The organism is Macromonas nakdongensis (assembly GCF_002837145.1).
Lineage (GTDB): Bacteria > Pseudomonadota > Gammaproteobacteria > Burkholderiales > Burkholderiaceae_C > Macromonas_B > Macromonas_B nakdongensis.
In genome coordinates this window covers 1-13,624 of sequence record NZ_NWMV01000032.1, presented here as the reverse complement: position 1 = coordinate 13,624, position 13,624 = coordinate 1, and the positions used below count along the sequence as shown (strand labels likewise).

The following is a 13,624-nucleotide window of genomic DNA, read 5'->3' as shown; positions in this document are numbered from 1 at the left end:
GCGTCAGCCGTCTTCGTCCGCACTCAAGGCCGGCCACAGGGATTCGGACGACTCCACCGGCAAGGCTTCCACCTGCTTGAGCGCGCGCCCCATGGCGCGGCTGCGCACCTCGGCGCTCTCCAGCGAATTGAGCACGGTCTGGGTCTGGTTCTTGACCTTGGCCAGCACATCGCCGAACTTGCCGAACTCGGTCTTGACCGCACCCAGCACCTGCCACACCTCGCTGGAACGCTTTTCCAGCGCCAGGGTGCGAAAGCCCATCTGCAAGGCGTTGAGCATGGCCAGCAAGGTGGTGGGACCGGCCAGGGTGACGCGGTGCTCGCGCTGCAGCCCCTCCATCAAACCCGGGCGGCGCAGGACCTCGGCGTACAGGCCTTCGGTCGGCAGGAACAGCAGGGCAAAGTCGGTGGTGTGCGGCGGCTCCAGGTATTTCTCGGCGATGGATTTGGCTTCGGCGCGGACACGGGCTTCCAGCGCCTTGGCCGCGGCTTCGGCGGCCGCCGGGTCGGCCACGCGCTGGGCTTCGAGCAGGCGCTCGTAGTCTTCGTTCGGGAATTTGGCGTCGATGGGCAGCCACACCGGGGCGCCGTCCTCGCCCTTGCCGGGCAGGCGGATGGCGAAGTCCACCACGTTGCGGCTGCCCGGCCGGGTGGCCACCTGGGCGGCGTACTGCTCGGGCGTGAACACCTGTTCCAGCAAGGCCGCGAGCTGGGCTTCGCCGAACATGCCGCGGGTCTTGACGTTGGTCAGCAGGTGCTTGAGGTCGCCCACGCCGGCCGCCAGGGTCTGCATCTCGCCCAAGCCCTTGTGCACCTGTTCCAGCCGCTGCGCCACGTGCTGGAAGCTCTCGCTCAGGCGTTTTTCCAGGGTCTGGTGCAGTTTTTCGTCCACCGTGGCGCGCATTTCGTCGAGCTTGGAGGCGTTGCTGTGCTGCAACTGCTGCAGCTGGGCTTCCAGTGTGGCGCGCACCTCGCCCAGGCGGCGGGCGTTGGCTTCGCTCAAGGCCTGCAACTGCTGGGTCAGCGTGTCGCCCAGGGTGCCGCGCAGTTGCACCAGTTGCTGGGCAAAGGCGTCGATCTGGGCGTTCTGGGTGCGGGTGGTTTCCGCGCCCTGTTTGAGCAAGGCGTCCTGGAAGGTGGCCAGGGTCTGGGTCGCCTCCTGGCGCTGGCCACGGGCCGATTCGCTCACCTCGCGCCGCAGTTCGCGCTCCAGGCGGTCCAGGCGCTCTGCCTGGGCATTCAAGGCCAGCAACAGGCGCTGGCGGTCTTCGGCCGCTTGCGCGGGCTCGGCCACGGGCTGCGTTGCGCGCAGGGCCAGCCACACGATCAGACCGAGTTGTAGCAGGGCCAGCAGCGCCAGCCAGAAATTGGGCATGTCCATCATGCCCGGATTATCGCGGGGCCGCTCAGCGCGCCGGCGTGTTCACCGGGGTCAGCACCTCGCCGCGGGTCAAGTAGGCGATGAGGTTGTCGGCCGCCAGGTGGGCCATGCCCAGGCGCGTGCCCCGGGTGGCGCTGGCGATGTGCGGCGTGAGCACCACGTTGGGCACGGTGAGCAGGTCGGGGTGCACGGTGGGCTCGCCCTCGAACACGTCCAGTCCGGCGGCGGCGATGCGCTGCTCGCGCAAGGCCTGGGCCAGTGCCGCGTCGTCCACGATACCGCCCCGGGCGATGTTGATCAGGGTGGCCGTGGGCTTCATCTGCGCCAGTTCGGCCGCCCCGATGGCGTGGTGGTTCTGCGGGGTGTAGGGCAGCACCAGCACCAGGTGATCGGCTTGGCGCAGCAGCTCGTCCTTGGCCACGTAGGTGGCGCGGCACTCGGCCTCGGTCGCGGCGTCCAGGCGCGAACGGTTGTGGTAAATCACCTTCATGCCAAAACCATGGGCCCCGCGGCGGGCGATGCCCTGGCCGATGCGCCCCATGCCCAGGATGCCCAGGGTGCTGCCGTGTACCTCGGCGCCCAGGAACATTTCCACCGCCCACTTGTGCCAGTGCCCGGCGCGCAGGAAATGCTCGCTTTCGCTGACGCGGCGCGCGGTGGCCATGAGCAAGGCAAAGCCGAAATCGGCCGTGGTCTCGGTCAGCACGTCGGGAGCGTTGCTGCCCTGCACGCCGTGGCGGGTCATGGCGTCCACGTCGAAGTTGTTGTAGCCCACCGACATGTTGGCCACCAGCTTCAGGTCCGGGCAGGCCTGCAGCAGCGCCTCGTCGATGCGCTCGCTGCCGGTGGTGAAGGCCGCCGCCTTGCCCTGCAGGCGGCGCAGCAGCTCCTCGCGCGGCCAGACCGCGTCGTCGTCGTTGGTTTCCACGTCGAAGTGCTCGCGCAGTTTGTCGATCACTTCGGGGAAGACGTGGCGGGTCACCAGCACGGCGGGGCGTTGGGCGGTCATGGCTGTCTCCAGTTATTTTTTGTCGTCGCGCGGGGCGCAGGGGCTCAAACGGCCAGCAGTTCCACTTCGAACAGCAGGGTGGCGTTGGGCGGGATCACGCCGCCGGCGCCGCGGGCACCGTAGCCCAGCTCGGCCGGGATGACCAGGCGGCGGGTGCCGCCCACGGCCATGCCCTGCACGCCTTCGTCCCAGCCTTTGATGACGTGGCCAGCGCCCAGCGGGAACACGAAGGGCTGGCCACGGTCTTTGCTGGAGTCGAACTTGCCGCCCTGCTCGCCGTTGTTGTAGAGCCAGCCGGTGTAGTGCACGCTGACGCGCTGGCCGGCCTGGGCAACGGCGCCAGCGCCGGTCACGGTGTCTTCGTACTGCAGGCCAGAGGGGGTGGTGATCATGCGGATTCCTTGTTCAATAACGGTGTGTGAAGGACGCCGACCTCATTCCAGCCAGGTGGTGAAATGGGCAGCCGGCTCGCGCGGGGTGCGGAAGGTGTTGACTTTGTCGGTCGGGTCGGCATAGCCCAGGGCCAGGCCACAAACCAACATTTCGTTCTCGCCCGCACCCACGTGGGGCAGGATGATACGGGCGTAGTGGTTCCAGGCCGCCTGCGGGCAGGTGTCGAGCCCGTGCGCGCGGGCCGCCACCATCAGGTTCTGCAGGAACATGCCAGTGTCCACCAGCGAGCCACCACCCATGATCTTGTCGATGGTGACCATGATGCCGACCGGCGCGTCAAAGAACTTGTAATTGCGCTGGTGCTGGGCGTGCATCTGGTCCTTGTCGCCTTTGCCGATGCCGAGCAGGCCGTACAGGCTCCAGCCGTTTTCGCGGCGGCGGTCGATGTAGGGGCTGACCCACTGTTTCGGGTAGTAGTCGTAGGCCTCCTGGTACTCGGCGGCCAGGGCCGGGTTGTCGCGGATGGCGTCGTGCGCGGCGCAGACCTTGTCCACCAGCGCGTCCCGGCTGGCGCCCTGCAACACGTACACCTTCCAGGGCTGGGTGTTGGTGCCCGAGGGCGCGCGGCTGGCCACTTCCAGCAGGTGGGTCAACAATTCGCGCGGCACGGGTTTGGGCAGGAAGGCCCGCACCGACATGCGGCCGGTGATGGCGGCGTCCACGCTCGCGGCGTCGATGGGGGTGGCGGACTCGGGGATGGCTGTGGCGGCAAGGCTCAAGGCGGTCTCCTGGTTGAATTGACGTTGACGTAAACGTCAATTATGACAATGTGCGGCAGCGCGCGTGTGGCCTCACTGCAAACCGGCCAGCACGGCCTGCAGATCGGGCGGCAGGGGCACCGGACGGCGGGTGCGCCGGTCCACATAGACATGGACAAAATGACCGGCGGCGGCCGTCAATTCGCCGGTGCTGCTGAACAGGCCGACTTCGTAACGCACGCTGGAGCGACCCAGGTGGGCCACCCGCAGGCCGGCATGGATGGTGTCGGGAAAGGCCAGGCTGTCGAAATAGTTGCACTGGGTCTCGATCACCAGGCCGATGACCCCACCCTGGTGGATGTCGAGCACGCCCTGCTCGATCAGGTAGGCGTTGACCGCGGTGTCGAACCAGCTGTAGTAGACCACGTTGTTGACGTGGCCGTAGACGTCGTTGTCCATCCAGCGCGTGCCGATGGTGCGGAACACCCGGTAAGCGGCACGCGGGAGCGGTTGGGGGCGGGGGGGCTGGCTCATGGAGCGCCATTCTGCCAGCGCACCCCGGCTTCGGCAGCCCCTGGCGCACCGGCGCGGCGCTGCCACTGCTGCCAATGCGACAGCGCCACCCGGTAGGTGTTGAGTTGGACGCGCACCGTGGTCTCGATGTCGCGGCCGTAACCGCCGGCCATGGCCATGGCCACGGGTATGCCGCGCTGCTGCGCCCAGTCGAAGACCCGGCGGTCGCGGGCCTCCATGCCATCGTCGCTCACGCGCAAGCGACCCAGGCGGTCGCCCTCGTGCGGATCGGCCCCGGCCAGGTAGATCACCAGACCGGGCTCGAAGCGGTGCGACAGCTCGGCCAGCCCCTGCTCCACCGCCGCGAGGTAGTCGTCGTCGCCGCAACCGTCGGGCAGTTCGATGTCGCAGTCGCTCGGCTCCTTGCGGAACGGGAAGTTCCTGGCCCCGTGCACCGACAGGGTGAACACCGAGCCATCGCCCTGAAAAATGCGCGCACTGCCGTTGCCCTGGTGCACGTCCAGATCGACGATGGCCACGCGCAAGGCCGGCCGCCGCCCGGCCCGGCCCCATTCGGCCTGCATCAGACGGGCGGCCACGGCGGCGTCGTTGAACACACAGAAGCCGCTGCCTTTGTCGGCGTAGGCGTGGTGCGTGCCACCGGCCAGGTTCGCGGCCACGCCCCCTCCTTGCAAGGCGGCACGGCAGGCCTGCACGGTGGCGCCGACCGAGCGCCGGGCCCGCTCGGCCATGCCGGGGCTCCAGGGAAACCCGATCTCGCGTTGCGCGGCCGGACTCAAACCGCCCTCGCTCACCGCCCGGATATAAGCCGGGTCGTGCGCCAACGCCAGTTCACCGTCGCTGGCGGGCTCGGCCTGGCACAGACGCACGGCGGGCAGCTCGGCGGCCAGGCGGTCGCGCAGCAGGCGGTATTTGGCCATTGGAAAGCGGTGCCCCTCGGGCAAGGGCAGCACGAAATGGTCGGCGTAGAAAGCTTGCACAGCAGCGATTGTGCCGGGGATGGACGCGGCCTGCGTCTCGCCGCCGCCCCAGCCACGCTTTGCGCGGCAACGCCCGCCCCCAGGTTTTTGCTGCACTGCAACAAAAAGCTTGCAATTCCCGGAACAGGTCATATAATTTGAACCATGTTGCAGCGCAGCAAACCGGCCAGGTCCTGGACTTGCCCCGCTCAGGCGGCTCTCAACATGCTTCATCACCACAACGGAGTACGCACATGCTGACCGCAGAACAACTGATCGCCGCACAAAAAGCCAATGTCGAAACCCTGTTCGGCCTGACCCAGAAAGCCTTCGAAGGCATTGAAAAGCTGGTCGAACTGAACGTGCAGGCGACCAAGGCCGCGCTGACCGAATCCGCCACCAGCACCCAGGCCATCATGAGCGTGAAAGACGCCCAGGAACTGCTGACCCTGCAAGCCTCCCTGATGCAACCTCTGGCCGAAAAAGCCGCCGCTTACAGCCGCCAGCTGTACGAAATCGCTTCCGGCACCGGCGCCGAGTTCGCCAAAGCCGCCGAAAGCCAGGCCGCCGAAGCCCAGCAGAAATTCATGTCCGTGGTGGACAACGTGGCCAAGAACGCCCCGGCCGGCTCCGAAACCGCCGTTGCCGTGATGAAGAACGCCGTGTCGGCCGCCACCAACGCCATGGAATCGGTGCAAAAGGCCGTCAAGCAGGCCAGCGAAATGGCCGAGACCAACTTCACCGCCATGACCAACAACGCCCTGTCGGCCGCCAAGCCGGTCGCCAAGAAGCGCTGATCCCGATTTTTCCGGTTGTCTCCTCGGGTCTCTTCGAAATCGGATTCAGGGACCCTTTCAAGGCCTCGCTCTGCGAGGCCTTTTTTTCTGGCCACGCTCAGGGCTGGGCGCGGGCGGGCGGCTCCGGCTGGCGCCGGGCTTCGGTTTGTTCGCGCAAACGCGGCAAGGCCGCGGCCATGGCCTCGCGCCCCGCGGCCATGGCCCGCTGGCGCCCCGAAAAGTCGGCGCTGCCCATGCCCGCCAGGGCCGGGCGCACCACCACATCGGCCTGGGCCAGCAACTGGCGGTTGATGCTCTGTCCCATGATGGTGAAGGTCTGCAGCAGCACGCGCAAGGCATCGCTGCCCATCTCCTGATCGGGTGGGCTGGAAATGTCCACCGCGATCACCAGTTCCGCCCCCATCTGTCGGGCCTGCTCCACCGGCACCGGCGCCACCAAGCCGCCATCCACGAACGCCCGCCCACCGATCTCCACCGGCGTGAACACGCCGGGCACGGCACTGGAGGCGCGCACCGCGGTGCCGGTGTCACCGCGTTGGAACAGCACGCCGCGCCCGCTGTGCAGCTCGGTCGCCAGAATGCCCAGCGGCAAACGCATCTCCTGCAGCGCCTTGCCTTTGACCTGGCGGTTGACGTAACGGGCCAGGGCCTCGCCGCGCAGCAGGCCCCGGTTGAAGATCGGCAGCGTCCAGTCGGCGATGGTCGCCTCCTCCATGTCCAGCGCGGCCTGCTCCAGCTGGGCGCCACCCATGCCACTGGCGTACAGGGCGGCCACCAGGCTGCCGGCCGAGGTGCCCACCACCAGGTCTGGCCGGATGCCCTGGCGTTCCAGCACCTGGATCACCCCGATGTGTGCAAACCCCCGCGCGGCACCGCCGCCCAAGGCCAGGCCGATGCGCGGGGGCCGCAGCCGGGGCGGTTCGGGCTGCGGCACCGCCACCGCGGGCGGCGTTCCGACGGGCACGACCACACAGCCCCCCAAGCCTCCGGCCATGCCCACGGCCAAGGTGCCCAGCAGGCGGCGGCGCCCGATGGCGGGCGCACTGGGCCCAGCGTCAGATGACGTGTGTCGTTGCTGCAAACCCCACTCCTTACATCAATTAACAATAATGATTCGCGTTTGTGTTAATATAAATCATCGCAACAGACCTCCGCAGGATCCTTTCATGCTTCTCCGTCGCCGCATCGCCCAATTGGTCGGCCTGGTCACGCTGGCCAGCCTGTCCCACGTCGCCCTGGCCCAAGACAAGGTGCTCAACATCTACTCGGCCCGGCACTACCAGACCGACGAGGTGATGTACGACACCTTCACCAAGACCACCGGCATCAAGATCAACCGGGTGGACGCGGACGACGCCGGCATTGTCGCCCGACTGCGGGCCGAGGGCGCGGCCTCGCCGGCCGACGTGATCCTGCTGGTGGACGCCGCCCGCATGGCGGCCGCCGACAGCCAGGGCTTGTTCCAGCCGATCAAATCGGCCAAGCTCGACGCGGCCATTCCGGCCCACCTGCGCGCCACCCCCACCGCCGACGGCGTGACCTGGACCGGTTTCTCCACCCGGGCCCGCGTCATCGTCTACGACCCGCTGCGCGTCAAGGCCGCGGACGTGGCCACCTACGAGCAACTGGCCGACCCGAAACTGAAGGGACTGCTCTGCACCCGCTCCGGTTCCCACCCCTACAACCTGTCCCTGTTCGCCACCGTCGTGGAGCGCCTGGGCGACGCCCAGGGCGAAGCCTGGCTCAAGGGCCTGGTGGCCAACATGGCGCGCGCGCCCAAAGGCGGCGACACCGACCAGATCAAGGCCGTGGCGGCCGGTGAGTGCGGCGTGGCCCTGACCAACACCTACTACGCCGCCCGGTTGCTGAAGTCGGGCAAGCCCGAAGACCGCGCCGTGATGGAGCGGGTGCGCGTGGTGTTCCCGAACCAGGGCAGCACGGGCACGCACGTCAACATCGGCGGGGCCGCCGTGGCCAAGCACGCCAAGAACCGGGAGCACGCCATCCAGTTCATGGAGTACCTGTCCAGCCCCTTCGCCCAGGACTACTTTGCCAACGGCAACAACGAGTACCCCGCCGCCAAGGGCGTGAAGGTGGACAACGCCGCGCTCAAGGCCATGGGCGGCGCCAACTTCAAGGCCGAAAACATCCCGCTGGGCGTGGTGGCCAAAAACATGACCAAGGTGCAGCAGATGTTGGACCGGGTCGGCTACAAGTAAGCCCAGACCTCTGCCACACCCAGGCCCGCCCCGTGCGGGCCTTTTTGCTGGCCTCGGCAAGCGGGCGGATTTCGTCCATAATTGACGTTTACGTAAACGTCACACAACCAACCGGAGCAAGCAGATGGAGATAGCAGGCAAAGTTTTCGTGGTCACCGGCGGCGCATCGGGCCTGGGTGAAGGCACCGCCCGCATGCTGGCGGCCAACGGCGCGACCGTGGTCATCGCCGACATGCAGGTCGACAAAGGCGAAGCCGTGGCGCGCGAGATCGGCGGCGCCTTCGTGAAATGCGACGTGAGCAACGAGGCCGACGGCCAGGCGGTCATCGCCAAGGCCACCTCGCTGGGCAAGTTCATGGGCCTGGTCAACTGCGCCGGCATCGCCCCGGCCGAAAAAACCGTGGGCAAGAACGGTGCCCACTCGCTGGCCGTCTACACCAAGACCATCATGGTCAACCTGGTCGGCACCTTCAACATGATCCGCCTGGCCGCCGACGCCATGTGCAAAAACGAACCCGAAGCCACCGGCGAACGCGGCGTGATGATTTCCACCGCCAGCGTGGCGGCCTACGACGGCCAGATCGGCCAGGCCGCCTACGCCGCGTCCAAAGGCGGCGTGGTCGGCATGACCCTGCCAGTCGCGCGCGACCTGGCGCGCAACGGCGTGCGCAACATGACGATCGCCCCCGGCATCTTCGGCACGCCCATGCTGTTTGGCATGCCGCAGGAGGTGCAGGACGCACTGGCCGCCAGCGTGCCTTTCCCCTCGCGCCTGGGCACGCCGCAGGACTACGCCAAGCTGGCCAAGCACATCATCGAAAACGACATGCTCAACGGCGAGGTGATCCGACTGGACGGCGCCATCCGCCTGGCACCCCGCTGAAGCCGGGCGGCCTGCTCCGAGCGGGACGCCGGTGTAAGATGGCCCATCTTTCACAGGGGATCTCGCTCACATGGCCGCCTTGACGCCACAGGACATCGCCCGGGAGGCGGTGAAGTTGCTCACCGCCCGCAAGCTCCCCCCCACCCCCGATAACTTCCAGACCGTCTACCACGAGGTGGCCGGCACGCGCCCCCTGCGGCCCTTCCCACTGGAGAACCTGCGCCAGATCGGCAACGGCTTGCCCGACCGCACGCCCGGCCAGCTGCGTTTCAAGGCCCAGTTCAACAAGGCCGTCTCCATGCACAGTTGGGAGGACCTGGAAAAGGCCCTGCTCAACCACTTCAGGAACCACCACACGCCCGAGCCCACGGCCAGCGCCGTGGCCGTGGTCGAAGAAAAGGCCTTCCCGCCCGAACTGCTTGAACAGACCGCGCGCATCATCGACCATGCCCTGCCAGCGGTGGGCAACGACGACACCAAGGTGGTGGAACAGGCCGAGGAACTGGTCAACTACCTGCGACTCGACAGCCAACACCCCGCCACCCTGCGCAAGATGATGGCAGACTTTGCCTTTCGCCTGTCCTTCGTGGCCGAGGAACAGGAGCAGATCCGCCGCACCCTACTGGGTTTGCTGCACACCGTGTTCGAACAGATCGACGCGATCAGCCCCGACAACCCCTGGCTGCAGCAGCAAATGGCGGCGCTGGCCGAAGCCACGCAACCACCGCTGTCGGCCCGGCGCCTGGAAGATGTGCAGCGCCGCCTCAAGGGCCTGATCCACCAGCAGGCACTCGCCCGCGAACAGACGCAGGAAGCCCAGCGCGTCATGAAGGAAACGCTGGGCGTGTTCCTGGAGCGACTGGCCCAGACCGCCGACAACAGCGACAAGTACCAGCTGCAGTTTGAAAACTGCGCCAACCGGCTGGAACAGGCCCAGAGCCTGAGCGACATGGCCCCGGTGTTGCAGGAGGCCATCCAGTCGGCACGGGCCATGGCGCTGGACACCCGGCGTACCAGCGAAGAACTGCACCTGCTGCGCGAGCGGGCGACCGAGGCCGAGGCCGAGGTGGAGCGGCTGCGCCAGGAACTCGACCGGATGAGCGAGGTGGCCAGCCACGACCTGCTGACCGGCGTGCTCAACCGCAAGGGGCTGCTGGAAGTGGCCAACCGCGAACTTTCGCGCGCCGAGCGCATGGGCATCGACGTGTGCCTGGCGGTGCTGGACATCGACGACTTCAAGAAAATCAACGACGAACACGGCCACCTGACCGGCGACGGTGCCCTGAAGCACCTGGCCGACGTGTCGCGGCGCTCGCTGCGGCCGCACGACTCGGTCGCCCGCTACGGCGGGGAGGAATTCGTGGTGCTGCTGCCCGACACCGAGCTGGAAGAAGCCGTGGCCGTGATCACCCGCCTGCAGCGGGAACTCACCACCCACCTGTTCCTGGAAGGCGACAAGCGCCTGCTCATCACCTTCAGCGCCGGGGTGACCCGGATGGTGGGCACAGAGAGCAGCACCGATGCCCTCAACCGCGCCGACCAGGCCATGTACGCGGCCAAACGGGCTGGCAAGAACCGGGTGGTCGCCGTCTGACCGCCCCGCCGCCCTCCTGACACCGCGAGGGCCGCCCGTTCAGACGTCGATGGCGCTGGCCGAACCGGCCTGTTTGCGCAGTTCGAACTTCTGAATCTTGCCGGTGCTGGTTTTGGGCAGTTCGCCGAACACCACCGCGCGCGGCACCTTGAAGCCGGCCAGGTGCTGCTTGCAGTGCGCCACGATGTCCTCGGGCGTGGTCTGCGCGCCGGCCTTCAGTTCCACGAAGGCACAGGGGGTTTCGCCCCAGCGGGCGTCGGGTTTGGCCACCACGGCGGCGGCCAGCACCGCCGGGTGGCGGTAGAGCACGTCCTCCACCTCGATGGACGAGATGTTTTCGCCACCCGAGATGATGATGTCCTTGCTGCGGTCCTTGATCTTGAGGTAGCCATCGGGGTACTGCACCGCCAGGTCGCCGCTGTGGAACCAGCCGCCGGCAAAAGCTTCCTGCGTGGCCTTGGGGTTCTTCAAATAACCCTTCATGGCGATGTTGCCACGGAACATGATCTCGCCCATGGTTTCGCCGTCCCAGGGCACGGGCTCCAGGGTTTCGGGGTGGCGCACCTGGGCACCGCGCTGCAGGTGGTAGCGCACCCCCTGGCGGGCGTTGAGGCGGGCGCGTTCGCCGATGTCCAGCGCATCCCAGGCGTCGTGCTGGGCACAGACGGTGGCCGGACCGTAAACCTCGGTCAGGCCGTACACGTGGGTCAGGTCAAAACCCATCTGCTCCATGCCCTCGATCATGGACGCCGGCGGCGCGGCCCCGGCCACCATGGCTTTGATGCCGCTGGGCAGGCCGACCTTGAGCGCGTCGGGCGCATTGACCAGCAGCCCGTGCACGATGGGCGCGCCGCAGTAGTGGGTCACGCCGTGCTCGCGCATCAGGTCGAAAATGAGCTGCGCGTCCACCTTGCGCAGGCAGACGTTGACACCGGCGCGGGCCGCCACGGTCCAGGGGAAGCACCAGCCGTTGCAGTGGAACATGGGCAAGGTCCACAGGTAGGCGGCGTGCTTGGGCATGTCCCATTCGAGGATGTTGGAAATGGCGTTGAGGGCCGCGCCCCGGTGGTGGTAGACCACGCCCTTGGGGTTGCCGGTGGTGCCGCTGGTGTAGTTCAGGGCGATGGCGTCCCACTCGTCGCCGGGCATGTCCCAGGCGAATTCGGGGTCGCCCGCTGCCAGAAAGGCTTCGTAATCGGTGCCGCCCAATGCCGCGGTGGGCGGACCGTAGAGCGCATCGGTGGTTTCGATGATGTGCAGCGGCGCCGTGGACGCGCGCAGGGCCAGGGCCTTTTGCAGGGTGGCGGCGAATTCCGGATCGACGATGACGGCGCGGGCTTCGCCGTGGTCCAGCATGAAGGCGATGGCCTCCGGGTCGAGCCGGGTGTTCAAGGTGTTGAGCACCGCGCCGGCCATGGGGATGCCGAAATGGGCCTCGACCATGGGCGGCGTGTTGGGAAGCAATACCGCCACAGTCTGGTTTTTGCCGATGCCGGCGCGCTGCAGGGCGCTGGCCAGGCGGCGGCAGCGGGCGTAGGTCTCGGCCCAGGTCTGGCGCTGCGCGGTGGGGCCCAGGCCATGGACGATGGCCAGGCGGTCGGGGTACACCTCGGCCGTGCGCTCGATGAAGTTCAAGGGGCTCAGGGGCGCGAAATTGGCGCCGGTGCGGGGCAGGTCCTGGTCGTAAATCGAGGTCATGGGTACTCCGAAAAATCGCTGCATGTGACGAATCTGCTCCGACTGTACCCGATCGATGGCGCCGTTTCGGGCCCCTTCGGCGGGGCCTTGGCGATGCGCGAAAATAGCGTGTGGCCATCCCCCAGTCTTTCATCCAGGAGTTGCTGTCCCGCGTCGACATCGTCGAGGTGGTGGGCCGCTACGTCCAGCTCAAGAAGGGCGGGGCCAACTTCATGGGGCTGTGCCCTTTCCACGGAGAAAAATCGCCGTCGTTCAGCGTCAGCCCCACCAAGCAATTCTTCCACTGCTTCGGCTGTGGCAAGAACGGCAACGCGGTCGGCTTTCTGATGGAGCACACCGGCATCGGTTTCGTCGAAGCGGTCAAAGACTTGGCCCAACAGGCCGGTCTGCAGGTGCCCGAAGAAGACGTGCCCCCGCAGGAGCGGGCCCGCGCCGCCGAACAGCGCAAGAAGCAGAGCACCCTCAACGAGGTGCTGCACAAGGCCGCCGAGGCCTACAAGGCGCAGCTCAAACACGCACCCCGCGCCATCGACTACCTCAAAGGCCGTGGCCTGTCGGGCCAGGTGGCCAAGACCTTTGGCCTGGGCTACGCGCCGGAAGGCTGGCGCTTTTTGTCCACCGTGTTCCCCGACTACCAAAGCCCCCTGCTGGTGGAGTCCGGCCTGGTCATCACGCCGGACGACCCCAGTGGCGAGGGCGGCACCGACGCCAAGGAAGGCAAACGCTACGACCGCTTCCGCGACCGCATCATGTTCCCGATCCGCAACGTCAAGGGCGAGTGCATCGGTTTCGGCGGGCGCGTGCTGGACCAGGGCGAGCCCAAATACCTGAACTCCCCGGAAACGCCGGTGTTCAGCAAGGGCCACGAGCTATACGGGCTGTTCGAGGCGCGCACCGCCATCCGCCAGGCCGGGTACGTGCTGGTGACCGAAGGCTACATGGACGTGGTCGCCTTGGCACAACTGGGCTTTGGCAACGCGGTGGCCACCCTGGGCACGGCCTGCACGCCCGAACACGTGCGGCTGCTGTTCCGCTTCAGCGACGCGGTGGTGTTCGGCTTTGACGGCGATGCCGCCGGCCGCCGGGCCGCGCGCAAGGCCCTGGAAGCCGCCCTGCCCTGGGCCACCGACACGCGCAGCGTGAAGTTTCTGTTCCTGCCGCCCGAACACGACCCCGACAGTTTTGTGCGCACCCACGGCCCCGAGGCCTTTGCCGAGGCGGTGCAGCAGGCCGTGCCGCTGAGCCGCTTCCTGCTGGAGGCCGCCGCCGCCGGCTGCGACCTGGACAGCCACGAAGGCCGGGCCCGCATGTCCAGCCAGGCGCAGCCGCTGTGGAGCGCCCTGCCCGACGGCGCCCTGAAACGCCAGTTGCTGCAGGACCTGGCCGACGGCGTGGGCCTG

At 67.4% G+C, this 13,624-nt stretch carries 13 protein-coding genes; 5 read left to right on the top strand and 8 right to left on the bottom strand.

The genetic code is table 11. The features are described 5' to 3' along the window. Positions 1-3: 3 nt before the first annotated feature. The 6 genes from CON77_RS06020 to CON77_RS05995 form a co-directional block, all read right to left on the bottom strand. Positions 4-1,383: a DNA recombination protein RmuC gene (locus CON77_RS06020; protein ID WP_439650531.1), complete on the bottom strand. Its 1,380-nt coding sequence runs from the start codon at positions 1,381-1,383 to the stop codon at positions 4-6. 22 nt (positions 1,384-1,405) lie between these two features. After that, positions 1,406-2,389, bottom strand: coding sequence for a 2-hydroxyacid dehydrogenase (locus CON77_RS06015; RefSeq protein WP_101048227.1), 984 nt, complete (start codon positions 2,387-2,389; stop codon positions 1,406-1,408). Positions 2,390-2,433: 44 nt separating this feature from the next. Then, on the bottom strand, positions 2,434-2,781 hold the full coding sequence (locus tag CON77_RS06010) for an FKBP-type peptidyl-prolyl cis-trans isomerase (RefSeq protein ID WP_101048226.1): 348 nt from the start codon (positions 2,779-2,781) through the stop codon (positions 2,434-2,436). Between the two features lie 42 nt (positions 2,782-2,823). Next, positions 2,824-3,480: a nitroreductase gene (locus CON77_RS06005; RefSeq protein WP_101048245.1), complete on the bottom strand. Its 657-nt coding sequence runs from the start codon at positions 3,478-3,480 to the stop codon at positions 2,824-2,826. 153 nt (positions 3,481-3,633) lie between these two features. Continuing rightward, on the bottom strand, positions 3,634-4,074 hold the full coding sequence (locus tag CON77_RS06000) for an acyl-CoA thioesterase (protein WP_101048225.1): 441 nt from the start codon (positions 4,072-4,074) through the stop codon (positions 3,634-3,636). Next, entirely contained in the window at positions 4,071-5,054 is a 984-nt protein-coding gene (locus CON77_RS05995) for a histone deacetylase family protein (protein WP_198552281.1), read from the bottom strand. The genes CON77_RS06000 and CON77_RS05995 overlap by 4 nt, the downstream gene beginning before the upstream one ends. A 233-nt stretch (positions 5,055-5,287) precedes the next feature. Here CON77_RS05995 and CON77_RS05990 point away from each other — a divergent pair, with 233 nt between their 5' ends. Next, positions 5,288-5,830 carry a phasin family protein gene (locus CON77_RS05990; protein WP_101048224.1) on the top strand — a complete coding sequence of 181 codons (543 nt, stop codon included), beginning with the start codon at positions 5,288-5,290 and terminating at the stop codon, positions 5,828-5,830. Between the two features lie 97 nt (positions 5,831-5,927). Here CON77_RS05990 and CON77_RS05985 read toward each other — a convergent pair whose 3' ends face one another. Then, positions 5,928-6,824: a patatin-like phospholipase family protein gene (locus CON77_RS05985; RefSeq protein WP_101048243.1), complete on the bottom strand. Its 897-nt coding sequence runs from the start codon at positions 6,822-6,824 to the stop codon at positions 5,928-5,930. A gap of 172 nt (positions 6,825-6,996) precedes the next feature. Between CON77_RS05985 and CON77_RS05980 the strand changes: the two genes are divergently transcribed. From CON77_RS05980 to CON77_RS05970, 3 genes are all read left to right on the top strand, one after another. Continuing rightward, the gene (locus tag CON77_RS05980) at positions 6,997-8,049 is read left to right on the top strand and encodes an extracellular solute-binding protein (RefSeq protein ID WP_101048223.1); all 1,053 of its coding nucleotides are present in this window, start codon (positions 6,997-6,999) and stop codon (positions 8,047-8,049) included. A 124-nt stretch (positions 8,050-8,173) separates the two neighbouring features. Continuing rightward, entirely contained in the window at positions 8,174-8,932 is a 759-nt protein-coding gene (locus tag CON77_RS05975) for a 3-hydroxyacyl-CoA dehydrogenase (protein ID WP_101048222.1), read from the top strand. Positions 8,933-9,002: 70 nt separating this feature from the next. After that, positions 9,003-10,526 (top strand): GGDEF domain-containing protein, encoded by a 1,524-nt coding sequence (locus CON77_RS05970; RefSeq protein ID WP_101048221.1) that lies wholly within the window; start codon positions 9,003-9,005, stop codon positions 10,524-10,526. A 39-nt stretch (positions 10,527-10,565) separates the two neighbouring features. Here CON77_RS05970 and CON77_RS05965 read toward each other — a convergent pair whose 3' ends face one another. Continuing rightward, positions 10,566-12,224: an acyl-CoA synthetase gene (locus CON77_RS05965; RefSeq protein WP_101048220.1), complete on the bottom strand. Its 1,659-nt coding sequence runs from the start codon at positions 12,222-12,224 to the stop codon at positions 10,566-10,568. 110 nt (positions 12,225-12,334) lie between these two features. Here CON77_RS05965 and dnaG point away from each other — a divergent pair. Next, positions 12,335-13,624, top strand: a 1,290-nt coding sequence (gene dnaG, locus CON77_RS05960; RefSeq protein ID WP_101048219.1) for a DNA primase, incomplete at its 3' end; no start/stop codon positions are given.

Bases quoted from the DNA above. Each gene is read 5' to 3' on its own strand.
- CON77_RS05985 (WP_101048243.1), bottom strand. From the start codon at position 6,824: ATGGCCGGAGGCTTGGGGGGCTGTGTGGTCGTGCCCGTCGGAACGCCG.
- CON77_RS05975 (WP_101048222.1), top strand. From the start codon at position 8,174: ATGGAGATAGCAGGCAAAGTTTTCGTGGTCACCGGCGGCGCATCGGGC.
- CON77_RS05990 (WP_101048224.1), top strand. From the start codon at position 5,288: ATGCTGACCGCAGAACAACTGATCGCCGCACAAAAAGCCAATGTCGAA.
- CON77_RS06010 (WP_101048226.1), bottom strand. From the start codon at position 2,781: ATGATCACCACCCCCTCTGGCCTGCAGTACGAAGACACCGTGACCGGC.
- CON77_RS06000 (WP_101048225.1), bottom strand. From the start codon at position 4,074: ATGAGCCAGCCCCCCCGCCCCCAACCGCTCCCGCGTGCCGCTTACCGG.
- CON77_RS05980 (WP_101048223.1), top strand. From the start codon at position 6,997: ATGCTTCTCCGTCGCCGCATCGCCCAATTGGTCGGCCTGGTCACGCTG.
- CON77_RS06005 (WP_101048245.1), bottom strand. From the start codon at position 3,480: ATGTCGGTGCGGGCCTTCCTGCCCAAACCCGTGCCGCGCGAATTGTTG.
- CON77_RS06015 (WP_101048227.1), bottom strand. From the start codon at position 2,389: ATGACCGCCCAACGCCCCGCCGTGCTGGTGACCCGCCACGTCTTCCCC.
- CON77_RS05970 (WP_101048221.1), top strand. From the start codon at position 9,003: ATGGCCGCCTTGACGCCACAGGACATCGCCCGGGAGGCGGTGAAGTTG.
- CON77_RS06020 (WP_439650531.1), bottom strand. From the start codon at position 1,383: ATGATGGACATGCCCAATTTCTGGCTGGCGCTGCTGGCCCTGCTACAA.
- CON77_RS05965 (WP_101048220.1), bottom strand. From the start codon at position 12,224: ATGACCTCGATTTACGACCAGGACCTGCCCCGCACCGGCGCCAATTTC.